General features: G+C 46.4%; 27 protein-coding genes. 10 read left to right on the top strand and 17 right to left on the bottom strand.

What is annotated here, in order from left to right:
• Window positions 1–8 precede the first annotated feature (8 nt).
• Entirely contained in the window at window positions 9–1,937 is a 1,929-nt protein-coding gene (locus tag T495_RS0100125; protein WP_081773352.1) for a caspase family protein, read from the top strand.
• A gap of 182 nt (window positions 1,938–2,119) precedes the next feature.
• Here the strand turns inward: T495_RS0100125 and rplT are convergent, their stop codons facing one another.
• From rplT to T495_RS0100085, 8 genes are all read right to left on the bottom strand, one after another.
• Window positions 2,120–2,464 (bottom strand): 50S ribosomal protein L20, encoded by a 345-nt coding sequence (gene rplT / locus T495_RS0100120; protein ID WP_013064385.1) that lies wholly within the window; start codon window positions 2,462–2,464, stop codon window positions 2,120–2,122.
• A gap of 34 nt (window positions 2,465–2,498) precedes the next feature.
• Entirely contained in the window at window positions 2,499–2,696 is a 198-nt protein-coding gene (gene rpmI, locus T495_RS0100115) for a 50S ribosomal protein L35 (RefSeq protein WP_028903946.1), read from the bottom strand.
• A 70-nt stretch (window positions 2,697–2,766) separates the two neighbouring features.
• A complete protein-coding gene (infC, locus tag T495_RS0100110; protein WP_028903947.1) occupies window positions 2,767–3,468 on the bottom strand; it encodes a translation initiation factor IF-3 in 702 nt (233 codons plus the stop codon).
• Window positions 3,469–3,568: 100 nt separating this feature from the next.
• Window positions 3,569–5,512, bottom strand: a complete 1,944-nt coding sequence (gene thrS, locus T495_RS0100105) for a threonine--tRNA ligase (RefSeq protein WP_028903948.1) — start codon at window positions 5,510–5,512, stop codon at window positions 3,569–3,571.
• 85 nt (window positions 5,513–5,597) lie between these two features.
• Window positions 5,598–7,574, bottom strand: coding sequence for a tetratricopeptide repeat protein (locus T495_RS0100100; RefSeq protein WP_033147196.1), 1,977 nt, complete (start codon window positions 7,572–7,574; stop codon window positions 5,598–5,600).
• Window positions 7,575–7,604: 30 nt separating this feature from the next.
• Window positions 7,605–8,165, bottom strand: a complete 561-nt coding sequence (gene def / locus T495_RS0100095) for a peptide deformylase (protein ID WP_028903950.1) — start codon at window positions 8,163–8,165, stop codon at window positions 7,605–7,607.
• 31 nt (window positions 8,166–8,196) lie between these two features.
• Window positions 8,197–8,610: a Holliday junction resolvase RuvX gene (ruvX, locus tag T495_RS0100090; RefSeq protein ID WP_028903951.1), complete on the bottom strand. Its 414-nt coding sequence runs from the start codon at window positions 8,608–8,610 to the stop codon at window positions 8,197–8,199.
• Window positions 8,611–8,619: 9 nt separating this feature from the next.
• The gene (locus T495_RS0100085) at window positions 8,620–9,114 is read right to left on the bottom strand and encodes an SPOR domain-containing protein (protein WP_028903952.1); all 495 of its coding nucleotides are present in this window, start codon (window positions 9,112–9,114) and stop codon (window positions 8,620–8,622) included.
• 231 nt (window positions 9,115–9,345) lie between these two features.
• Here T495_RS0100085 and T495_RS0100080 point away from each other — a divergent pair, with 231 nt between their 5' ends.
• The 3 genes from T495_RS0100080 to T495_RS0100070 are packed head-to-tail and all read left to right on the top strand — an operon-like array spanning window position 9,346 to window position 10,205.
• Complete coding sequence (locus T495_RS0100080) at window positions 9,346–9,561, top strand: YtxH domain-containing protein (protein ID WP_028903953.1); 216 nt, start codon at window positions 9,346–9,348, stop codon at window positions 9,559–9,561.
• Window positions 9,562–9,564: 3 nt separating this feature from the next.
• The gene (locus tag T495_RS0100075) at window positions 9,565–9,915 is read left to right on the top strand and encodes a phage holin family protein (protein WP_028903954.1); all 351 of its coding nucleotides are present in this window, start codon (window positions 9,565–9,567) and stop codon (window positions 9,913–9,915) included.
• A gap of 5 nt (window positions 9,916–9,920) precedes the next feature.
• Window positions 9,921–10,205, top strand: a complete 285-nt coding sequence (locus T495_RS0100070; protein ID WP_028903955.1) for a hypothetical protein — start codon at window positions 9,921–9,923, stop codon at window positions 10,203–10,205.
• Window positions 10,206–10,370: 165 nt separating this feature from the next.
• Here T495_RS0100070 and T495_RS0100065 read toward each other — a convergent pair whose 3' ends face one another.
• From T495_RS0100065 to T495_RS0100055, 3 genes are read right to left on the bottom strand one after another with little or no spacing between them, the layout of a single operon-like run.
• Entirely contained in the window at window positions 10,371–11,132 is a 762-nt protein-coding gene (locus tag T495_RS0100065) for an MBL fold metallo-hydrolase (protein WP_028903956.1), read from the bottom strand.
• Window positions 11,129–12,130, bottom strand: a complete 1,002-nt coding sequence (gene murB, locus T495_RS0100060) for a UDP-N-acetylmuramate dehydrogenase (protein WP_033147195.1) — start codon at window positions 12,128–12,130, stop codon at window positions 11,129–11,131. Before murB ends, T495_RS0100065 begins: the two co-directional genes overlap by 4 nt.
• Window positions 12,131–12,153: 23 nt before the next feature.
• The gene (locus tag T495_RS0100055; RefSeq protein ID WP_028903958.1) at window positions 12,154–12,993 is read right to left on the bottom strand and encodes a DUF4348 domain-containing protein; all 840 of its coding nucleotides are present in this window, start codon (window positions 12,991–12,993) and stop codon (window positions 12,154–12,156) included.
• 133 nt (window positions 12,994–13,126) lie between these two features.
• Between T495_RS0100055 and pheS the strand changes: the two genes are divergently transcribed.
• Together pheS and T495_RS0100045 are read left to right on the top strand one after the other, a co-directional pair.
• Entirely contained in the window at window positions 13,127–14,185 is a 1,059-nt protein-coding gene (pheS, locus tag T495_RS0100050) for a phenylalanine--tRNA ligase subunit alpha (RefSeq protein ID WP_033147194.1), read from the top strand.
• Window positions 14,186–14,335: 150 nt separating this feature from the next.
• Entirely contained in the window at window positions 14,336–14,809 is a 474-nt protein-coding gene (locus tag T495_RS0100045) for a hypothetical protein (protein WP_033147193.1), read from the top strand.
• A 35-nt stretch (window positions 14,810–14,844) separates the two neighbouring features.
• On the opposite strand, the gene T495_RS0100040 is transcribed toward T495_RS0100045, so the two are convergent.
• The 4 genes from T495_RS0100040 to T495_RS15660 all read right to left on the bottom strand — a co-directional run bounded on the left by T495_RS0100040 (window position 14,845) and on the right by T495_RS15660 (window position 16,294).
• The gene (locus T495_RS0100040; RefSeq protein ID WP_033147192.1) at window positions 14,845–15,204 is read right to left on the bottom strand and encodes a hypothetical protein; all 360 of its coding nucleotides are present in this window, start codon (window positions 15,202–15,204) and stop codon (window positions 14,845–14,847) included.
• Window positions 15,205–15,232: 28 nt separating this feature from the next.
• Entirely contained in the window at window positions 15,233–15,535 is a 303-nt protein-coding gene (locus tag T495_RS0100035; RefSeq protein WP_033147191.1) for a hypothetical protein, read from the bottom strand.
• Window position 15,536: 1 nt separating this feature from the next.
• On the bottom strand, window positions 15,537–16,079 hold the full coding sequence (locus tag T495_RS0100030) for a hypothetical protein (RefSeq protein WP_155993347.1): 543 nt from the start codon (window positions 16,077–16,079) through the stop codon (window positions 15,537–15,539).
• Between the two features lie 74 nt (window positions 16,080–16,153).
• Window positions 16,154–16,294, bottom strand: a complete 141-nt coding sequence (locus T495_RS15660) for a hypothetical protein (protein WP_155993346.1) — start codon at window positions 16,292–16,294, stop codon at window positions 16,154–16,156.
• A gap of 135 nt (window positions 16,295–16,429) precedes the next feature.
• Here T495_RS15660 and T495_RS0100025 point away from each other — a divergent pair, with 135 nt between their 5' ends.
• Window positions 16,430–17,035, top strand: a complete 606-nt coding sequence (locus T495_RS0100025; protein WP_033147189.1) for a DUF559 domain-containing protein — start codon at window positions 16,430–16,432, stop codon at window positions 17,033–17,035.
• 7 nt (window positions 17,036–17,042) lie between these two features.
• On the opposite strand, the gene T495_RS0100020 is transcribed toward T495_RS0100025, so the two are convergent.
• Window positions 17,043–17,792 carry an NUDIX domain-containing protein gene (locus tag T495_RS0100020; protein WP_051651779.1) on the bottom strand — a complete coding sequence of 250 codons (750 nt, stop codon included), beginning with the start codon at window positions 17,790–17,792 and terminating at the stop codon, window positions 17,043–17,045.
• A gap of 162 nt (window positions 17,793–17,954) precedes the next feature.
• On the opposite strand from T495_RS0100020, the gene T495_RS15980 reads away from it, so the two are divergent.
• From T495_RS15980 to T495_RS14970, 3 genes are all read left to right on the top strand, one after another.
• Window positions 17,955–18,512 (top strand): hypothetical protein, encoded by a 558-nt coding sequence (locus tag T495_RS15980; RefSeq protein ID WP_033147188.1) that lies wholly within the window; start codon window positions 17,955–17,957, stop codon window positions 18,510–18,512.
• Window positions 18,513–18,582: 70 nt separating this feature from the next.
• Window positions 18,583–19,224 (top strand): sigma factor, encoded by a 642-nt coding sequence (locus tag T495_RS14975; RefSeq protein ID WP_197020313.1) that lies wholly within the window; start codon window positions 18,583–18,585, stop codon window positions 19,222–19,224.
• Window positions 19,225–19,313: 89 nt separating this feature from the next.
• Window positions 19,314–21,068, top strand: a complete 1,755-nt coding sequence (locus T495_RS14970; RefSeq protein WP_081831941.1) for an ATP-binding protein — start codon at window positions 19,314–19,316, stop codon at window positions 21,066–21,068.
• On the opposite strand, the gene T495_RS15655 is transcribed toward T495_RS14970, so the two are convergent.
• Window positions 21,063–21,227, bottom strand: coding sequence for a hypothetical protein (locus T495_RS15655; protein WP_155993345.1), 165 nt, complete (start codon window positions 21,225–21,227; stop codon window positions 21,063–21,065). The genes T495_RS14970 and T495_RS15655 overlap by 6 nt on opposite strands.
• Between the last annotated feature and the right edge of the window lie 187 nt (window positions 21,228–21,414).

The following is a 21,414-nucleotide window of genomic DNA, read 5'->3' as shown; positions in this document are numbered from 1 at the left end:
CATTGATTATGAGAAAAAGAATCTTTTATATCGCGATGCTAACCATCTGTTCATGGTCTGCCCGAGCGCAGACGATGACAGATGCTGACGCGATGTACAAACAATTTATGTTTATGCGTGCCGACACGTCGTTCACGAAAGAGCAGATCTACGTGAAGGCGTTGGAGTGCACTAAGGTGTACAAGACCATTCTGACAGCTACCCCCAGCGGTGTGGATGGTTACGACAAGTGCAAATCGGTTCTGACGTCACTCTACCCCTTTCTGAAAGGTGGAGCAGGCCACTGCTCACAGGTGCATAAGGATTCGCTGGCTATGGCATTCGCCAAGACAGCTATCGGCGTGGCCATGATGAAGGAGATGCAGACCGAGGGCCTGCGCAAGGACAGCTACTATCCGCAGTTAGTGTACTTCGTAGCCGCCCGTACCTACAATGCCGAACAGTACGATGACGCCATCCTATACCTGAAGGAGTATATGGACGTGACGGATGTATCTAAGCATCCACGCGTACTTCAGTTCCTGAAAGAAGCTGAGGGTATCGTCGCTCAACGCAAGAAGAGCGAGGAGGAGTTTGTTGATATCTATAAAGGTGTGCCCGACTTCGATGTGTTTGCCAAGGCATCCATCGAAAAGAGCATGAACGAGTGGAAGGTGAAAGACCCCTACGAGACTATTGATGAATACAAACTCCGCGTGAATGAGACGACCGCCAAGAAAAAGCAGGAAGACCTGCAGAAAATCCTGATGGACGAATACGTGCAGCGTTTTGCCAAGCAGATGGGCGTACAGGACCTGAAGATCAAGCCCTACGACGCCGAGAACCAGTCGTTCCTCATCGAGAGCCCCTACGGCGATATCGTGCTGAACGTACCACGCAGCAACAACGAGGCACGCGACTTTGCCGATAACTGGAACAATGTGAAAGTGTACAATCAGAACTTCGTCATCTCCAACCGAAAGCTGGCGTTGGCAGGTCTCACCTTCTCTACCCCCGCAGGTAAGATCTACACCTACAGCAACCAGAAGGCGCTGGCCTACAACGAGACACAGATCAATGCCAACTTCACCGAAATCGACTATAGCATGCTGGCTAATTCGAAAGGCAGTGAGAACAAGACCAAGATCGGTAAGAAGGAAGTGGTTGTCGGTGTGTCTGATGTCGATGTGAACATTCCTAAGAGCAAGGGCAATAATGATAAGACGTTTGCTGTCATCATTGCCAACGAGGACTACACCGCCGTGCCTCCTGTGCCCATGGCTGGCAATGACGGCAAAGTTTTCGCTCAGTACTGCGAACAGACTCTGGGTCTGCCCAAGGAGAATATCCGCCAGTATCCTAATGCCACCTATGGTGTCATGATCCGTGCGATACAGGACATCACCAATATCGCCAGTGCCTATAATGATATCCGCGTGATATTCTATTATGCCGGCCATGGTATTCCTAACGAGTCAAGTCGTGATGCCTTCCTGTTACCTATCGATGCCGACGGCTCTCAGACCGAAGCTTGCTATCCGCTGAAGAAGCTCTACGGTGAACTTTCTGCTTTGGGCGCCAAACAGGTAGTCGTATTCCTGGATGCCTGCTTTAGCGGCTCTACAGGCGAAGGCGGCACCCTGATGGCCAATGCCCGTGGTGTGGCACTCGTAGCCCGCCAGGAGCGTCCTACCGGCAACCTGATTGTATTCAGTGCAGCCAGTGATGACCAGACTGCATTCCCTTACAAGGATCAGGGCCACGGTATGTTTACCTACTATCTGCTGAAGAAGTTGCAGAGCACGAAGGGTAATGTATCCTTAGGCGATTTGGGACAGTATATCATCGACAATGTCAAACAGAAGTCGGTTGTGCTGAACCGCAAGCTTCAAACGCCTACCGTTACCTGTTCTTCCGATCTGACAGGCGATTGGCGAAACATCAAACTCAACAAATAAACTAAGAAATAAGCAGGCACATCAGCCTGCTTATTTCATGATAAATCCCGTAATTTGTTTTTTTTGCAAAGTACCTAAAGAATTATTGCGTGCTAACTACTTTGCAAGTGAAAAGTACTTAGAAAAAAAGAGCGGTCTGCTAGTGGCAGATCGCTCTATTCTTAAGACTGGTAAGTCGTTATTTACTTCACCTTCTCTACGATGGCCTTGAAAGCCTCGGGATTGTTCATAGCGAGGTCAGCGAGAACCTTACGGTTGATCTCGATACCTGCCTTGGCGAGGTTACCCATCAGAACTGAGTAGCTCATACCCTCCTGGCGAGCGGCAGCGTTGATACGCTGGATCCACAGGCTGCGGAAGTTACGCTTCTTGTTACGACGATCACGATAGGCATAGGTCAAACCCTTCTCCCATGTGTTCTTAGCTACTGTCCAAACATTCTTGCGAGCTCCGAAGTAGCCGCGGGTAAGCTTCAAAATTCTCTTACGCTTTGCTCTTGATGCAACGTGATTTACTGATCTTGGCATAATTCTTCTTACTTTAAAATGTTAGACAATAGGTTTAACGGAGACACAACAGATCGCGAACCTGCTTCATGTTGCTGTTGTCAACGATAGTTGTACCTACCAAGTTGCGCTTCTGCTTCTTGGTCTTCTTAGTCAGAATGTGACTGTGGAAGGCATGACGTCTCTTTACCTTACCTGTTCCGGTGAAAGTGAATCTCTTCTTAGCACCAGAGTTTGTCTTTACTTTTGGCATTGTTTTAAAAATTTAAATTGTTATTAATATCCAGCGGCAACGCATATACCGGGCGCGCCACCTTCTTTTTTTACTCTTTATCAGTATCCTGCAACTTCTGCAGCGCCTCTGCACTGATTTTGGCATTGGCAAACAGACCTCCATTAGCTGGAACCTGCTGCTCTTCGGCCTCCTTCTGCTGTTTAGCCTGCTCCTTTGCTTCGGCCTGAGCAGCCTCACGGTCGCGGGCCTGCTGCGACTTCTTGGCTGAACCAGCCTTCTTGGGAGCCAGATAGAGGAACATCTTCTTGCCTTCGAGCGATGGCATACCCTCTACCTTTCCTACCTCTTCGAGGTCGTTGGCAAAACGGAGCAGCAGAACCTCGCCCTGCTCCTTGAACAGGATGGAGCGACCACGAAAGAATACGTAGGCACGTACCTTGTTGCCCTCCTCGAGGAATTCGCGAGCGTGCTTCAGTTTGAACTGATAGTCGTGCTCATCGGTCTGAGGTCCGAATCGGATTTCCTTTACCTCCACCTTTACCTGCTTGGCCTTCATTTCCTTCTGGCGCTTCTTCTGCTGGTAGAGGAACTTAGAGTAGTCGATGAGACGACATACAGGCGGATTGGCATTGGGCGAGATTTCCACGAGATCTACTCCCATGTCACGGGCCTGGTTGAGTGCATCACGCGTAGACATTACCGACGATCCCTCGTCGCCTACGATGCGGACTTCACGTACTCGAATCTGTTCGTTGATACGGTACTGATTCTTCAATTTGTCATTCTTCATTAACTACTTTTTATGAAAATCGGCTGCAAAATTACTAATTTTCCTTGAACTTTGACCTCCGAAATATTAACTTTATGATATCTTTTATAAATATTTAACATTAGAAGTCTTTTGTCATCTCGGCCACACGAGCGTTCACCTCATCGATGAACTCCTGAATGGTCTTCACGCTCTGCTCGCCACCGCCCTGAGGACGAACAGCTACAGTACCCTCGGCAGCTTCCTTCTCGCCTACGATAACCATGTAAGGAATACGCTTCAGCTCGTTATCGCGAATCTTACGACCCAGCTTTTCGTTACGCATATCGACAGTAGCACGGACGCCACCCATATCGAACTTCTTGGCAACCTCCTGAGCATAGTCGTTGTACTTCTCCGACAGAGGCAGGATAGCCACCTGATCAGGTGTCAGCCACAGGGGGAAGTGACCACTGGTGTGCTCGATCAGCACAGCGCAGAAACGCTCCATTGATCCAAATGGTGCACGGTGAATCATAACAGGTGTCTTCTTCTGGTTGTCCTCATCGGTGTACTCGAGGTTGAAGCGCTTAGGCAGGTTGTAGTCAACCTGAATAGTACCCAGCTGCCAGCGACGACCGATAGCGTCCTTAATCATGAAGTCGAGCTTTGGACCATAGAAAGCAGCCTCGCCGTATTCTACCTTTGCGGGCAGGCCCTTCTCCTGACAAGCCTCAACAATAGCCTTCTCAGCCAGTGCCCAGTCCTCATCAGTACCAACGTACTTCTCGTGGTCGTTAGGATCGCGCAGAGAAATCTGAGCCTCGAAGTTGAATCCGAAGGCAGTGAGCACGATGCCGATGATATCCATCACGTTGAGGAACTCCTGCTTAACCTGGTCGGGACGACAGAACAGGTGGGCATCATCCTGTGTGAACGAACGTACACGAGTCAGTCCGTGCAACTCACCACTCTGCTCGTAGCGATATACAGTACCGAACTCAGCTATACGCAGAGGCAGGTCACGGTATGAACGGGGCTTCCAAGCGAAAATCTCGCAGTGATGAGGACAGTTCATGGGCTTCAGCATGTACTCCTCGTCCTCCTCAGGGGTATGGATAGGCTGGAATGAATCCTTGCCATAGTGTGCATAGTGACCAGAGGTAACGTAGAGGTTCTTAGAACCGATATGTGGAGTGATAACCTCCTGATAACCGAAACGCTTCTGAACCTTGCGCAGGTGATCCTGCAGGCGCAGACGGAGCTCGGTACCCTTTGGCAACCAGATGGGCAGACCCTTACCTACCTTCTCTGAGAACATAAAGAGTTCCATCTCCTTACCAATCTTACGGTGGTCGCGCTTCTTAGCCTCCTCCAGCATCTCGAGATACTCGTCGAGCATCTTCTTCTTGGGGAATGAGATACCGTACAAGCGCTGCATCTGCTCGCGGTTAGCATCGCCACGCCAGAAAGCACCGGCAACGCTTGTCAGCTTAACAGCCTTGATCTCGCCTGTATCCACGAGGTGTGGACCACGGCACAGGTCGGTGAAATTACCCTGGGTATAGGTGGTGATAGAACCGTCTTCAAGATCCTGCTCGATGTGCTCGCACTTATAGGTCTGTCCCCACTCAGCAAACTGCTTCAGGGCCTCGGCCTTGGGTACCTCACGACGAACAACAGGCTCTTTCTTACCAGCCAGTTCCTTCATCTTAGCCTCAATCTTGGGGAAATCGCTCTCCTTGATGCTCTCGCCATCCTTCAGCAGCACATCATAGAAGAAACCATTCTCGACAGCAGGTCCGAAACCGAACTGAATGCCAGGATACAACTCCTGTAGAGCCTCGGCCAGCAAGTGGGCCGATGTGTGCCAGAAGGTATGCTTACCCTGCTCGTCGTCAAACTTGTAGAGCGCGATAGTGGCGTCCTCGTTAATAGGACGGTTCAGCTCTACTGTCTCACCGTTTACTCCACAGCTTACAACGCTGCGTGCGAGAGCTGGAGAGATGCTCTCTGCAATCTGGAAACCAGTTACGCCCTGCTCATACGAACGAACAGATCCGTCTGGGAATGTAATGTTAATCATCATATCTACAATATATGTTTGAATTTTGAAATTGCGTGCAAAGATAGTGTTTTTATTCCTAAATATAGCATATTTAGCCAAAAATTTACTTTTCGCGATACTTTTTGATGACACTATAAGCCTGATAGAGGCCTAACTCGCCTGCTTTCGACAAATCCTCGATACCTTCAGCCACATGTTTAGCATAAATCTTAACCAAACCGCGATTGAACCACGCCTCAGCCAGATCCTGATTCATATCTATAGCTTTAGAGTAATCGGCAATGGCGCGCTGATAATCGCGACGCATAGCATACAGATTACCTCTATTATAATATAGGTAGGCATTCCGGGGCGTCAAGGCGATGGCATCGGAAAGGTCGCCAAGTACATTAGCCGACTTGAGGTCGATATTAGTACCCTCAGAGGCATTGAATTCATTGATCTTTGCCTGACAAACGGCGCGCTGCCAGTAGGCTAACGACGAGGTGGAATCGATCTGCAAGCAGATGCTCAGGTCGTCGATGGCATTGTCAAAGTTCTGGATTGAGCCATAGGCCACGGCACGCAGCAACAACAAGGGTGCCACCTTGGCTGTAATCTTGGTCTGATCGATCAGATTACTTAGCGAGTCGATATACTCGAAAGTCTGCTTCATGCTGCTCTCGCTCAGATTACGCTGCTCGCACGAGAGATAGACGGTATGCGAACCCGAGGTCTGATTGAAGGCATCGACAGAGTTCTCGAAAGGCGTTTCCACCTTGACATTGTTTTGTGGCTGGACGAATGTGAGACCATACATAGGCAGCAGGTTTACCTCAGCCTTGCGGTTCTGCACGCGTCCACGATAGTCGCTCTTATACTCGTGCTCCACTTCCTGCTCGTCGGCCACCACCAACTGGTTATACTTGTCAGGATCGATATCGCTACGCTTACGCATCTGCTTCTTGGTGAGTCGCGGCTGTTTGCCATAGCGCTTGTCGATCTGGGCTTTCAGGATGCGGAACTCATCCAGCTCTGCCTGTTTGGTGTTTCCCAAACGGCGATAACAAGAGGCACGATGCTGGAGTCCGAACCAGAAGTTGGGATATTCCTCAATCACCTTGGAATAGTCGCGGATGGCAGCCCGTAAATTGCCCGTCTGTTCCAACAGCAAGGCACGATTAAAGAGTGCCATCAGGTTGTCGGGCTCCAGTTTCAAAACGAAATCGAAGTCCTCAATACCGCGGTTGTCATCACCCACCTGGGCACGCAGCAGTCCACGGTTATAATGACCTAAGAAATTATTGGGGTCGAGATCGAGGGCTGTATCGTAATCCGCCATCGCCCCACGCAGGTTGTTCTGATTGAATCGCGCCAGAGCACGGTTGATATAGTTGCCGGATTGTTTGGGCAACAGGTGGATACTCTTGGTGAGGAACTCCTCGCCTTCCTTCCACTTCTGGCGTGCCAGACTGATCACAGCCCTCTCGGCCCAGATGCCGCCATCGTAAGGATCAAGTTCCAGACTCTTGTCGAGCGATCTCACAGCCTTAGTAGTATCCTGCTGCAACAAATAAATTTCGGCCTGCATCGAGTAGGCACGCGCATATTTCGACCAACGGGCTGAAATAGTATCAATCTGCGCCAAAGCCAAATCGTATTTCTTATCCTGAATCAGACAGAGCACACGGTTATGCCAGAGTCCCTGGTTGTCAGGATCATAGCGAAGCGCACGGTCATAATCATGCACAGCCTCACTGTATTTCTTCTGATTGATGCGACAGAGGCCACGCAACTCATAGGCGCTCACCACATAGGGATTGCGCTCTATCGCCTCAGAGCAGTCGCTCTCCGCCCCACGGAAATCATCCAAATAAAACTTGGCCACCCCACGAAAGAACCAAGGCTCATAGAGCCAGGGCTTCATGCTGATGGCCTGATTAAAGTACTGGATAGACAGTACATAGTCCTCGTAATAAAGTGCCGACCGCCCTATCATCACCAGGCGATCGGTATTAAACTGCGCAAATGCAGTGAATAGTGAACAGTGAATAGTGAATAACAACACCAGCAATCTGTTCCATCCTCTCAAACGTCTCATATTACCCTCCACTTTTCACTATTCACTCTTTTACTTTCTCACCACTTTGGTCTTATAACCACAGCGGAATCGTCCCTGAGTCAGAGCGCGCAACTTACTCTTGATGAGCTGTTTGCGAAGCTGTGAAATGCGGTCAACAAACATCTTACCGTCCAGATGATCGAACTCATGCTGCATCACACGGGCCAGATAGCCTTCAACCCATTCGTCGTGGTGCTCAAAGTTCTCATCATCCCACTCCACATGGATGCGGGTTGGACGAGTCACCTTCTCATGGATGGCAGGAATAGAGAGACATCCCTCTTCCGACACATCGGTATTCGACTCATCATACTCTACGATATGAGCATTGATATACACCTGCTTAAAACCTTTATACTCAGGCATATCGTCGGCAAGTACATCGAGGTCGATAACCACCAGACGGATGGGCTTACCAATCTGTGGGGCAGCCAATCCAATACCCTCCGATTCGGCCAGAGTCTCCCACATATCACCAATCAGATCCTTCAGCTGGGGATAATCGGGCGTAATATCTTCAGCCACCTTACGAAGTACAGGCTGACCAAATATATAAATAGGAAGTACCATTTACAACTATATTATATTAAGTGTTTATAAATTATTTCTTAGAGCGAAGATAATCTTCGAGGATGATGGTTGCCGAAATCTCGTCCACCAGTCCTTTGTTCTGACGGGCTTTCTTCTTCAAACCTCCATCCAGCATGACCTGATGGGCCAACACAGAGGTGAAGCGCTCGTCGTAATACTGAATGGGCACCTGCGGTACAGCCTTGCGCCAACGGTTCACGAACTGCTGGACGCGCGCCAGATTCTCACTGGGCTCACCATTAGGCTGACGAGGTTCGCCAATCACTATCAACTCTACCTGTTCGCGGGCGATATAGGCCGTCAGGTAGTCAAAGAGCTCAGATGTAGCAACAGTCGCCAATCCTCCAGCGATGATCTGCAGAGGATCGGTGACTGCTAATCCGGTGCGCTTCTTACCGTAATCGATAGAAAGAATACGAGCCAAAGTTGCTAATTAACGAGCGTTATAAAGCAACCAAGCATCAGGATATGATGCACGAATCTGATCGCGGCTTGAAACTGCTGAAGCCTTATCGGCAAAGGTAGAGGCAACAACGCGGAACATATTCTTCTCCTCGTTCTTAACCACCTGAGCATCATAGCCAGCATTCTTCAGGCGCTGCATCAAGCCCTCAGCATTAGCACGAACGCCAAACGAGCCTACAACCACGCTGAAAGCCTTCAGACCGCTACCGCTAACCAGCGATACGCTCTCCTGACGCACAGACACATTATCGAGATTGTCAACCACCTGAGTATCAGTAGCAGGCTTAGCCTGTACAGGAGCCACAACAGGAGCAGTCTCAACAGTTGTCTGAGCTGCTGGCTGAGCGGTGTCATACTGCTTTGCCTTCTCGTAAGCCTTCTTATAGGCGCTCTCACTTGTCTTACAACTTGTCATTGCGAATGCGAGGCAGAGACCTGCGCATAATACCGTGTACTTCTTCATTTTTCCTAAGTTTTTATTTCAAATAAATTATTAATTCTATATTTTGTGTGCGAAATTACTAATTATTGCGCTAAATCAAGACAAAATACAGCATAAAGTTTGTTAAATCAAGGAAAACACAACTTTTTTATAAAAAAATTGGCAGTTTTTTGCACTACAACCGAAAACTTTTGTATATTTGCAAAAGAATATATTATCAATACACATTATTAATAACTTAAAAGGAAGATTATGAAAAGTTTAGGTTACATTAGCGCATTTATTGGTGGTGCACTCGCTGGTGCAGTTATTGGTATCCTGGTAGCTCCTGAGAAAGGACAGGACACGCGTGTAAGAATCACTGATGCTGTGGACGACTTCATGAAGAAGCACAATATCAAACTGAGCCGCAAAGAAGTAGTCGACCTTGTTGACGATATTCAGGACGCAGCTGCAGAGGAGGAGTAACCCATGCTATCCAGCGATAAGAACGTTGAGAACATAGCACAGCTGATAGAGGTGCTTAAACACTATCTCGGGCTCCAGACTGAATACGTGAAGCTCGATATGATAGACAAGGTGGTACGCCTGTTAACAGCTGCCGCCTTGGCTATCGTGTTTATACTGGTGCTGGCTGCAGTACTGACCTACCTGTCGTTTGCCATCGCCTTCTGGCTGGCCACATTTACAGGTACGGCCCTCGCCTTCCTCATCATCTCGCTACTCTATCTGCTGCTCTTCATCCTCTTTTTCTTCTTCCGCAAACCCTGGATCGAGAAACCGCTGGTCAAATTCCTGGCCAGATTGCTACTCAGTAAATAACGACTATGCAGAATCATAAGAAGACGACTAACGACTTTGGTACGCTCGATGAGATTCGCGAGCGTAAAGATGCACTGCTGGAGGAGATTCAGCACGACAAAGACAAGGTGGCCTCACTCTGGAATGAGACTTTCCGTAAGCGCGAGGAATCCTCAAAGGGCGACTATATTGCCAGCTTGGTAAGCAATGGTTTTATGGCTGTAGATGCTATTCTGCTGATACGCAAACTCATGAAAGGCTACAGCTCGCTGTTTGGAAAAGAAAAAGGCAAACGCAGAAGATGGCTATAAAAAAAGGGTCACCGCTGTGACCCAAACCTTTTGTTAACCTTAAATCTAATACTATGAAAAACACACGGTGCAAAGGTACGATTTTTTTCGATACCAGCAAAACATTCCCTAAAATAGCGTTTATTATTAACGTATTTTAATGAATAATCTTTGCATTTTACATAATTACAGATATATTTCTTGTCCATCGTAAGCCAGATCTATTCCCTCTGGCAAACGCTGATTCACCTCTTCGTGAAGCCCTACATCATGACACACGTGGATGATGAGTGTACGCTTAGCCCCCACCCTACGGGCAAAGGCAATGGCATCATCCATCAGCTGGTGGGAATGATGCGGTTTTTCAAAACGGAGTGCATTGACCACCAATAATTCCGTACCTTCCAGATAGGGCAGTTCCCCCTCATCAATGGTCTTCATGTCCGTGATATAAGCCAGTTTACCAATCCTGTAACCCAAGATAGGCAACTTGCCATGCATCACCTGGATGGGCATCACCTCCATATCACCTATCTGCAAGGGGTGATGGGGAAGAATCTCATGCAGTCCGATAGCAGGCACACCAGGATAGCGGTTCTCTGCAAAGCAGTAAGGCAGCATCTCCAGCATCCCCTTTTTAGCAATCGGATCGGCATATACATTAATGGCTCCGAACTGGCAGTACGGACGAATATCGTCCATGCCTCCCATGTGGTCGTAATGCGAATGGGTAATCAATATACCGTCAATCTTACGGAAGGGCTGTGGCAATATCTGCTGACGGAAATCCGGTCCGCAATCAATCAGAATACGCGTCGACTCGGTTTCGACAAGCGCCGAACAGCGTGTACGCTTATCCTTAGGGTCGACACTCTGGCAGACCTTGCACTGGCACCCTATAACAGGTACACCACACGAAGTTCCTGTGCCTAAAAACGTCAGTTTCATATCACGTTCACCTCCGGATAGATATCAATACCATATTTTGCTTTTACGTCGGTCTGAATCTTACGACACAGCGCCACCACCTCCTCGCCTGTAGCACCACCTCTGTTCACCAGCACCAAGGCCTGTTTGTCGTGAACGCCTGCCCTGCCTAACGATTTACCTTTCCAGCCGCACTGGTCGATCATCCAGCCTGCAGGAATCTTTACGTGATCGGCATCGATATCATAGTGAGGCATACCTGCATATTGAGCAGCTAAGCTTTCGTATTTTTCGCGGTTCACAATGGGGTTCATGAAGAAACTGCCCGCATTGCCCAGCACCTTAGGATCGGGCAATTTGGCCTCACGGATACGGATAATCGTATCACGTAGCTGCTGAGCAGATGGCTGGCCGATGCCCGCCTTCTCCAACTCCGCACGGATATTACCATAATCCAAACGAGGCTCAAAAGTCTCAGAGAACTCGTATTCCACGCTCAGTATCAGATACTGGTTCTTCCAGTCGTGCTTGAAACGGCTCTGACGATAGCCATATTCGCATTCGGCATTCTCGATGACACACACGTTTCCTGTGGCAATCTCGACAGCCCGGATGCTGCGAATCAGGTCCTTGGCCTCAGCACCATAGGCGCCGATATTCTGAACAGCACTTGCACCCACATCGCCAGGAATCAGCGACAGGTTCTCTGCACCATACAGGCCCATCTCGATGCTCTGGGCCACCACATCATCAAACACCTCGCCGCTTCCGCACTCCAGACGATTGCCTTTGCGAACAATTCCTTTGCAGGCAGAGTGGACCACGATACCCTCGTAGTCGCGAGTCAGCAGCAGGTTGCTACCTCCACCTATAATAATAAAAGGTACGCGCGAAGTGCGGAGCCATTCAGCCACCTCCTTGGCCTCAGCCTCAGAGCTGTACTCCACAAACTGTGCACACTTAGCCTCTATGCCAAATGTGTTATGCTGTTTCAGACTATAATTGTTTTCTCTCTTCACTATTCACTAATCACTATTCACTCCTACGTCATCATTTTCTTGAGCAGCCATCTGCCGCCCACTTTCTTGAAGCGTAACTCCATTTCAAATCCATTGGCCACACCTCTCAACAGGTATATCTTCTGATTACCCTCAGTCTGCGGCTTACCATAGATGATATTATAGAGTGTTTTCTGTGGTAGCGTGGGTGCAAAAGCCTCCCACGTCTCAGGTGTAATCACACCCTCCATCATATTGAAATCATCATCAGGATCAGGTCCTACAAAGTCAACGGTCTCGCTCAGGCTCTTCACCTGGAAGGCGCTATCAGTCACAAAACGCTGGTAGAAAGCCAGGAACGACGCATTGGCATCCCCCTGCATGGGCGTCACCTTGATTTCGCGCAACAGCCATGCCCCTTTGATACGCTGGAAGATATAATTCTTTATTTGCTTCTTAGCCAGCAGTATCTTCTCCACAATGGCCTCGTTCACGGCGGTATCCTTCATCAGCTGCATCTGCTTATCGTCATTAAATAATAAGGTGTAATACCCCTGACGCATAAACAAGTGCTCCATTTTCCAGTCGTCCTTTTCGATTCTGGTGATCTTATCTCCCTCAGTCACACGGAGTGGAAACACCACACGCTCTTTTTGTAACTTCTTATTGGCCAAGAAGTTGAACAAGAAATCGTCAAACATGGCATCAGCAGCCCTTGGCATCGGAGTCTCTGTAATCAGCAACTCCATCGAGTCAACATCCGTGGTGTCAGTTGAGTCAGCCACACTATCGGCTGGCACTCCTTCCGTCTGATTGGCTTTGTTCCCTGTGCATGAGAACATCATCAGCACCGTTGCGAAAATCGCGATAAAAAACCTTTTCATCTACTTAATGTAGTACCCTAATCTTTCTAATTTCTCTCAAAATTTCGGCAAAGGTACAAAATATTCTCAATTCTTCATCCTTTTTCTCATTTTTTTTGTACCTTTGCACGCAAAATTGCAATTTTAATAGTTTATGATACTTGATAAGATAGACGAACTTCTGAAAGAAGTACAGAATTTGAGCGCTAAAAACGCTGAGGAAGTTGAGCAGCTCCGACTGAAATATCTGAGCAAGAAGGGCGAGATTACTGCCCTGATGAACGACTTCCGCGAGGTACCTGCCGACCAGAAGAAGGCTGTAGGCATGAAGATTAACGAACTGAAAACATTGGCTACCGAGCGCATCAATCTGCTGCGCGAAGAGTGCGAGACCCAAGAGTCGAGCGACGAGACTCTCGACCTGACCCGCACCCCCTACCCCATTGAGTTGGGTACCCGCCATCCGCTGACAATCGTTACCAACGAGATTATCGATATTTTCTCGCGCATGGGTTTTGTGCTCGCCGATGGTCCTGAGGTTGAGGACGATAACCATATCTTCACCAAGATGAACTTCGCTGCCGATCACCCCGCACGCGATATGCAGGATACTTTCTTCGTATCGCAGCATCCCAACGATGTCACCAAGAATATCCTGTTGCGTTCGCACACATCAAGTGTTCAGGCTCGCGTCATGGAACACATGCACGACGAGAACGGCAAGCTTACCGCTCCTATCCGTGTCATCTGTCCAGGTCGCGTATATCGTAACGAGGCCATCACCGCCCGTGCACACTGCTTCTTCCATCAGGTTGAGGGACTGTATATCGACAAGAACGTATCGTTTACCGATCTGAAGCAGGTGCTGCTTTCGTTCGCTAAGGAGATGTTTGGTGCCGACACCAAGATCCGTCTGCGCCCATCTTACTTCCCATTCACAGAGCCCAGTGCCGAGATGGATATCTCATGCTTTATCTGTGGCGGCGAGGGCTGCGGCTTCTGTAAGCACACCGGCTGGGTAGAGATTCTGGGTTGCGGTATGGTTGATCCTAACGTGCTCGAGCTCTGCGGCATCGACTCTAAGGAATATACAGGTTACGCCTTCGGTATGGGGGTTGAGCGTATCACCAACCTGAAGTATCGCGTCAGCGACCTCCGTATGTTCTCTGAGAACGACACCCGATTCCTCGAAGAATTCGAATCAGCAAACTAAGGTTTACACCTAAATAACTATATTAAAGCCTCACCAATCGGTGAGGCTTTATCGTTAAATGAGCTTTTTTTACAAAAAAAACTCGTTTCTTTTTGAAGTTCACACAAAAAACACTATCTTTGCAAAATCAATTTAAACTAGTTTCAGTCAATGAAAAACGTATTCTTTCCAGAAGATGAAATCAGCACAGACGATCTCTATTTCGTGTGCTATATGATTGAGAGAACAGCTCGCCAACTTAAACAGCCCAATAAATACGTTGCAAATATGATGGGGCACGACGAACTTGCTAAGAAACTATCTCTTGCAGATGTTTTACATTCTGAGAATCCATTAGCAGTTGCTTCTGATTGGATTGAAGAATACGGATTGCAGCCAGGTAATTTCGATGTTACTCAAGTAGATGCTGAACTCTGTCCTGAAATCCCCACAGCAACTCAGATGGGTAAAGTATATAAGCGTCTGATTTTAAACACCATGCAGTCGAATGAAGACTATGCTGATGCCATCATCCGCGTTTACAACAATCCCATCTGCGAAGTTATCGACAATTACAACACAAGCGCCTATTACGAGCCCTCACCATATATCGCCCGCAGCTACTATGCCGGCGGGTTTATGTAGTTTTATATAGTGACCGTTTAGGTGCTGTTAGATTTCTAGTGTTTGCAAATATGTATCATTCTTTCTAATACACATATAGAATTGTTAACTTGCTGTTCAACGAATATATCCTCAAAAATCGGGAAGTAGGACTGCAAGATAATATCTGTTCCATTTATGATGTATCTACCAGCAATAACTCTTTCATCTATTGAATTGACTGAACTATCTATATCTTTAACATCATGCAAAGCATATTCAAGACAAATATATTGGCATACTGAATCTTTAAATAGATATACACCAAACGTATAATCTTGATATACCATAGTTCCTAAGAAACTGCCGTTAGCATTCTCTTCAAATCGTGCAACCTTTAAGTTTTTAAGGATTGATAAAATTACTTTTATTTCCATACATAATTCATATTTTAAAATACAATATTTATTCTCCCTCAGGAAACCAAGTTGAGGTAAGTCCATAGAGATGCAACACATTATCAGGCCAATCTAAGCCGTAGTGTTCACTCTTCCACTTATCTATTTGCTGAATAATCAACATGTCAAGTTCTGGAAATTTCTCTTTAACATGTTTGGAGAAATTAAAACAGAACTCATACCTTTCCATTTTACCTTTTCCAACGCTATCACATATCCTTTGGTAGAGTTCTATTGGAATCTCTATCCAAAGTTCTATTTCTTCAGTATACCCTAACGAAACTCTGAACTTAAACACATTCTCCTCCATATCAGTCACGAATTACGATTTTCCCACTTTGTTCTCCAAAAATATAATCACCAATCACCTTAATGCTCCTTGGGGCTGACAGCAATACTCCACCACAAAAGCCAAAAGCACCATCACATATAGTCAGTACCCCATCAGGCACATAGTATTCCTCGCCTATCAGTTCTGGTTTCGTTGCCGAAATCAGTCGCCTTCCCTCATTTGCATACTTCACCCCATATTCATCCGTCATCGTATGCTCCTCGTCATACCAGAATTCGTTTGTGTCATAAACATCATCCACGTAAGGTGTAGTCCAATGGTGTAAACAATCTACAGAAACTGGCATGATGCAAAATACATCCTCAGCAGCCTTATCGCTAAACGATTGGGGCAAATATAGTCCTTCCAGAATCTCACAACCCTCAAAGGCATCCTTATCTACTTCTTCGCACTCCTCTGCAATCTTATACCGCTTAACATTTGGCACTCGAAGCAATTTTTTCTTATCAGCAGTATATACACCACCAAATTCATCTGTCCATTTTTCCTTTTTCTCCATCATAACAAATACTATTATAGTTTTTTTATCATCTTTTTCAACCAATCATCATGGTTGAATTATTACATTCATCTCAATTATTTCTCAGTAGTATTTAATAGCAACTTTCTTACTAATGGTACTATGACTTCACGTAATACTGCATTTGTCATACGATGACCTCCATGAATTACATCATGATGCTCTCCTAGTTTTGCATATTCTTCGATTGTTTTCATTTCTTCTTATTACTATTTGTATGCAAAAATATTGTTTTTCTTTAATAGATACACCAGATTCTATACATATAGATTCAGGACTTATATCGCAGGAAAAACTATCTTTATGCTGCGAAACATATAAATTACAGTACAATGACAGCAAGACAAACAAACAGAAAAGGTACCTACATCCGTGAGACACGAGAGATGGCAGAAAAAGCAGCAAAGTTAAGTCCAAAGTCTTATTTCATTGGGTTGGAAGACTATCTTCCATTTCTTTATCCTGGACGGACTTGGATTCATGATAAGCCATTTGGTAAAAGAGGGGGAAAGAGTTATCGCATTCGTCCTGACTATCTTTGTGAAGAAGAGAAACTGATTATTGAGTTCGATGGCCTTCAGCACTATACAAATCCCATGAATATCAGGAAGGACCGTGCGAACCAAGCCGTTTACGAGAGCTTTGGCTATAAGGTAATACGCATACCTTATTTTATTAACCTTACAACTGACGTGGTTAGAGAGATGTTCGGCATTAGCATTCATGGAAATCTTTTTGATCCCACACTTCCTTCCATGTCTGTTAAATGGCAGAATACTCCAGCTTTCTGCTGCTACGAAGGGATTCTGCGCATGACAGAGGAATTCAAACGTTATCCACAGCAGTATGAAGTGAACATTCGTCAACTTGAAGCTGACAATGATGAAGCATTGTCAGGTGCAGATCTTCTCAAAGCTGCTATGGCAGGAAAACTGTAACAAAACGTCAGCGCACAAGGACTCCTTTATGGGCATTCATGACTGCCCAATATTTCTCTTCATCAAAACAATAAAGCTCAGGTGGCCTGTTGGATGTCCCTCTCACGATTTCGCCAGTCTTCTTGACATATCCCAACGCCAACATCTTTTTCATGAAATTACGTCTGTCATTCGCGACATTCGAACCCTCTGGCGGCATGAGAATAGCTTTATAAATATTATGCAATTGCGGCATGGTAAATGACTCCTTGTTGAGCAGATGAAAGACGATCGGCTCAAAATGTATTATCTGTTGTAACCGTTCAAATGCCACTTCAATAATCTCCTGATGGTCGAAGGCTAACTTCGGCAGATGCCCCATCGAAAACCATTGTGCGTTTCTGGCATCATCGCCTCCTTTGATCTGATAGATATCTTTGACTACAAGAGCCAGAAAAGCGATGGTTATGACACGTTCGTCTTGACGGGGATCTCGATCAACCTTCGAAAAGGTCTTAAACTCTTTCAGGTAAATACCCTCCACATTAGTCTCCTCATGAAGTTCTCTGTATACAGCTGCCTCGGCTGATTCATCCTTTTGGGTAATGAAACCACCTGGCAGAGCCCAAGATCCCTTAAAGGGCTCTTCGCCTCGTTCTATTAATAAGACAGACAAACCTCTCTCTTCTTCGTCATATCCAAAAACCACCGCATCGACAGTCACTGCAGGATGCCAGTAGTCAGACTCCCATTTATGGGTTTCAGCGTTCAATACCATACCTTATTTATATATTAGGTAAAAAATATGCTGCAAAATTACAAACTATTTTCCTTCTGAAAAAGAAAAAAATGAAAAAAAAGGAGCTTTGTGTATTTTTAACGCAATTTATTTGTACATATAAAATAAAACTTCTACCTTTGCGTCAAAATTACACAAAGTATGAATGACAAAATCCAAGAACAAATCGAAAAGATGACGGTTGAGGAGCTGAGAGCTCGCTTGACCAAGTACATGAAGAACGACATCAGCCTCCTTCCACCGATAGTTGCGGTTGAAGTCAGACCAAGCAACATCAATAACGTTAGGTGTCGATACGACGTGCTGCTTATTGCTGAGAACGGACAAGAGACTCAGGTAAAGTTTCGTGATCGCTATTCGCGTCTCGTTTACATCTACACCTTACTCCATCCACAGGGCTATCAGCGTCGTCTTGCAGCTGCCAACAACTATAAGGCACTGCAACAGCTCTACACTTTGCTCTATTTCAAGGAGGGTGATGCACTGGTTAAGACTATCGAGAGCACAGACTTCGATCACTTCTTCAGTCATTACATTGCCCAATCGCGCAACGCCATACGTCAGGCTACACCTCATGCCTCTGACTTTGCCATTGACCGTCCGCAGTCGCACGACGGTAAGGTGCTTATCCCATTCGTGGCACAGGGTGGTACAGTCATCCTTGACAATTTACTTCGTAACCAAATGTCTCACCTTTAAATATTTACACATCATGTATAAGAATGGCAAATATATCTCTTTCATAGACCGTAGCAATAGTTGCGTCAATATGTTTTTACGCGATATCAGAAAGTCGGAACCACTATCTTCAATAGAAGAGAATGAACTTTGGCGTATGATGCGCCAAGGATGTGAGCAAGCGAGAAGCAAGTTCATCTATGCCAATCTACGCTATGTGGTGACTATTGCCAAGAAGTATATTGCCTCTGGCACAGCCTTTGAAGACCTCATCATGGCTGGTTCATTGGGTATTACAAGGGCAGCAGATATGTTTGATGCCCGTCTGGGGTTTCGTTTCATATCCTTTGCCACTTGGTACATCGAGAGCGAGGTTCAGAAGGCTGCATACGACCACCTAAAGCACAAGCGCACTACCATGTCTTTGGATGAACCGATATATTCTGACGAAGATGACTCTGATACCATGATGAACTATATGCTCTCATCTACAGATGTCTCACCGGACTGGCAAGTTCGCTATGATGATACGCTCAATGTACTGAAGAAGGGGCTCGACAAGCAGTATTGGCATGGCATAGGTGAGATGCTGGACGATTACCTTTCCATGATGGATAAGGGACTTACCACCTCTGACTTTGCTCGTAAGTACCGATTGAACGAGCAACAAATGAGACGTTTCCTTGATATGGTGCGTACTGAGAGTCGCCATTATCTAAAGGCTACAGCATAAGACAACTTCCTGTCGGTAATCGTATAAATGGAAGTTGGAACTGAATTTTTTTCTAATTTTATAATCGAAATCAAAAATATATAATTATTATGAATATAAGAAAGAGACCAGTACGAAGACTTAATTTTGGAGTCGAAGAGTTTGAAGACTGCCCTAGTAAGACTAAAGATGAGTTCAAGGAACCTGCCACTTGGACTATCATCACTGCGCTTGATAGAATCCTTGATATGGCGCAGGATTCTCAATTGTCTGACGAGTTTTGGGAGTCGGTCAAGAATCCTTTGGCTTTCCTCAATAAGGAACTAGGCTTAACCAACGTCCAGATTGTCGCTCTTGCCATGCTAGTTGAGGCTGGTGAACCTATGTCTTGGAAGGGCATGGGCAACTATCTCGACTGTTCACGTCTTTCTATCATGGTATATTCTGAGGAAATTGAGGAATTGGTAACCAAACGCTGGGCTATTCACAAAGGGGTCCATGAGATTGGTGGCATCTCTGAAGGGATGGTCTTGGTACGCGATGTCATCACAGCACTCCGACATAATAAGCCCTTTGTTCCAGAGAAGATCGACGGTCTTAACGAGCAGCAGTTCGTTGACAAATTGGAGAGACATATTGAAAAGAATATGAATGACCACAATGCAGTTTTTGACGATGATGAGGAATGGATGCTTCAGATTGCCAAGGCGAATCCGCATCTGCCTCTTTGCCATGAGGTTTTGAGGTTTGATAACATTCATGTTCAGTCGCTCCTGCTGTTGATAGTTGTCGATTATGCCCAGTGGGAGGGTTCTGACGGTGAAGGGCTTACTTTCCAGACCATTGATCGCCTTTATCCTGATGAATATGAATGTGAATTCATGCGTGAAAGATTAAGAGACGGTAGTCACCCACTTATTCAATGTGGATATATTGAGTATAAGTGTGTGGAAGGTCAGGCTGATGCTGAGCAGTATATGCTTACGCGTAAGGCCAAAGTAGAACTGCTTTCCGCCTATAAGCCCAGTCACTCAAAGTGTAGAAGTAGGAGACCTGATGACCGTTGTCTGAAGAGCCATAAGGCCATCAAGGAGAAATCGCTGTTCTTCAATATATCTGAGCAAGAGCAGATAGACCGACTCACCTGTCTGCTTAGTACCGAGACTCTGCCCTCTATTCAGAAACGTCTGGAGGAGCAGAGTATGCGTAAGGGGTTTGCCTGTTTGTTCTATGGTGCCCCTGGCACAGGCAAGACGGAGACTGTCCTTCAGATAGCTCGTCAGACGGGACGTGACCTTATGCAGGTAGATATAGCTGGCCTGCGTGACAAGTGGGTAGGTGAAAGCGAGAAGAACATCAAGGAGGTGTTTGCTCGTTATCGCAGGCTGTGTAAGAACAGCGAGGTGATGCCTATTCTGTTCTTCAACGAGGCTGATGCAATCATCAACAAACGTACAGAGAACGTTGAACACTCTGTCGACAAGATGGACAATGCTATGCAGAATATTATTTTGCAGGAAATTGAAGATCTCGACGGAATACTTATTGCCACCACCAACCTGACGAGTAACCTCGACAAGGCCTTTGAGCGTCGTTTCCTATACAAGGTTGAGTTTCACAAACCCGATACGGATGTAAAGACCAAGATTTGGTGCTCGATGTTGAAGGATATCAGTGTAGATGATGCTCGTCGACTGGCCTTACGTTTTGATTTCTCTGGTGGTCAGATAGAGAATATCGCCCGCAAGCGCACTGTTGACTACATCCTCTCTGGCAAATTCGCCTCGTTGGATGAAATCGAGGAATATTGTCATGCCGAACTCCTGAGTGGCAAGGAAAGAAGAAGCATAGGTTTTATTTCATAAGCGTATCATTTGATAATATCGGCGAAACGGTACCATCGTAGCGCTTGAATCGGTACCACCGTAGCGCACCAATCGGTACCACCATAGCACTCCAACCGGTACCAGCGTAGCGCACCAATCGGTACCGCTGTAGCGCTCGAATCGGTACCAAAAGTTCATTTCGGTTCTGCCATTGAAGTTAAATTACTATCTTTGCCGAAGGAAATACAAAACCTTTAGCGAGATATGGCAAACCAAAATGTAACAATGAGCAAGTTAAAAAGAGCATTTCAAATGCTGGCGGCAAGCATCCCACACCGCGAAATCTGTGGACAACTGCACATGGGACGTGGCGTACTTGCCAAGT

This window comes from Prevotella sp. P6B1 (assembly GCF_000702825.1).
In the GTDB taxonomy this organism is placed as follows: domain Bacteria; phylum Bacteroidota; class Bacteroidia; order Bacteroidales; family Bacteroidaceae; genus Prevotella.
This window is presented reverse-complemented; position numbering and strand designations above follow the sequence as displayed.

Bases quoted from the DNA above. Each gene is read 5' to 3' on its own strand.
- T495_RS0100125 (WP_081773352.1), top strand. From the start codon at position 9: ATGAGAAAAAGAATCTTTTATATCGCGATGCTAACCATCTGTTCATGG.
- rplT (WP_013064385.1), bottom strand. From the start codon at position 2,464: ATGCCAAGATCAGTAAATCACGTTGCATCAAGAGCAAAGCGTAAGAGA.
- rpmI (WP_028903946.1), bottom strand. From the start codon at position 2,696: ATGCCAAAAGTAAAGACAAACTCTGGTGCTAAGAAGAGATTCACTTTC.
- infC (WP_028903947.1), bottom strand. From the start codon at position 3,468: ATGAAGAATGACAAATTGAAGAATCAGTACCGTATCAACGAACAGATT.
- thrS (WP_028903948.1), bottom strand. From the start codon at position 5,512: ATGATTAACATTACATTCCCAGACGGATCTGTTCGTTCGTATGAGCAG.
- T495_RS0100100 (WP_033147196.1), bottom strand. From the start codon at position 7,574: ATGAGACGTTTGAGAGGATGGAACAGATTGCTGGTGTTGTTATTCACT.
- def (WP_028903950.1), bottom strand. From the start codon at position 8,165: ATGGTACTTCCTATTTATATATTTGGTCAGCCTGTACTTCGTAAGGTG.
- T495_RS0100085 (WP_028903952.1), bottom strand. From the start codon at position 9,114: ATGAAGAAGTACACGGTATTATGCGCAGGTCTCTGCCTCGCATTCGCA.
- T495_RS0100080 (WP_028903953.1), top strand. From the start codon at position 9,346: ATGAAAAGTTTAGGTTACATTAGCGCATTTATTGGTGGTGCACTCGCT.
- T495_RS0100075 (WP_028903954.1), top strand. From the start codon at position 9,565: ATGCTATCCAGCGATAAGAACGTTGAGAACATAGCACAGCTGATAGAG.
- T495_RS0100070 (WP_028903955.1), top strand. From the start codon at position 9,921: ATGCAGAATCATAAGAAGACGACTAACGACTTTGGTACGCTCGATGAG.
- T495_RS0100065 (WP_028903956.1), bottom strand. From the start codon at position 11,132: ATGAAACTGACGTTTTTAGGCACAGGAACTTCGTGTGGTGTACCTGTT.
- T495_RS0100055 (WP_028903958.1), bottom strand. From the start codon at position 12,993: ATGAAAAGGTTTTTTATCGCGATTTTCGCAACGGTGCTGATGATGTTC.
- pheS (WP_033147194.1), top strand. From the start codon at position 13,127: ATGATACTTGATAAGATAGACGAACTTCTGAAAGAAGTACAGAATTTG.
- T495_RS0100045 (WP_033147193.1), top strand. From the start codon at position 14,336: ATGAAAAACGTATTCTTTCCAGAAGATGAAATCAGCACAGACGATCTC.
- T495_RS0100040 (WP_033147192.1), bottom strand. From the start codon at position 15,204: ATGGAAATAAAAGTAATTTTATCAATCCTTAAAAACTTAAAGGTTGCA.
- T495_RS0100035 (WP_033147191.1), bottom strand. From the start codon at position 15,535: ATGGAGGAGAATGTGTTTAAGTTCAGAGTTTCGTTAGGGTATACTGAA.
- T495_RS0100030 (WP_155993347.1), bottom strand. From the start codon at position 16,079: ATGATGGAGAAAAAGGAAAAATGGACAGATGAATTTGGTGGTGTATAT.
- T495_RS15660 (WP_155993346.1), bottom strand. From the start codon at position 16,294: ATGAAAACAATCGAAGAATATGCAAAACTAGGAGAGCATCATGATGTA.
- T495_RS0100025 (WP_033147189.1), top strand. From the start codon at position 16,430: ATGACAGCAAGACAAACAAACAGAAAAGGTACCTACATCCGTGAGACA.
- T495_RS0100020 (WP_051651779.1), bottom strand. From the start codon at position 17,792: ATGGTATTGAACGCTGAAACCCATAAATGGGAGTCTGACTACTGGCAT.
- T495_RS15980 (WP_033147188.1), top strand. From the start codon at position 17,955: ATGAATGACAAAATCCAAGAACAAATCGAAAAGATGACGGTTGAGGAG.
- T495_RS14975 (WP_197020313.1), top strand. From the start codon at position 18,583: ATGTTTTTACGCGATATCAGAAAGTCGGAACCACTATCTTCAATAGAA.
- T495_RS14970 (WP_081831941.1), top strand. From the start codon at position 19,314: ATGAATATAAGAAAGAGACCAGTACGAAGACTTAATTTTGGAGTCGAA.
- T495_RS15655 (WP_155993345.1), bottom strand. From the start codon at position 21,227: ATGAACTTTTGGTACCGATTCGAGCGCTACAGCGGTACCGATTGGTGC.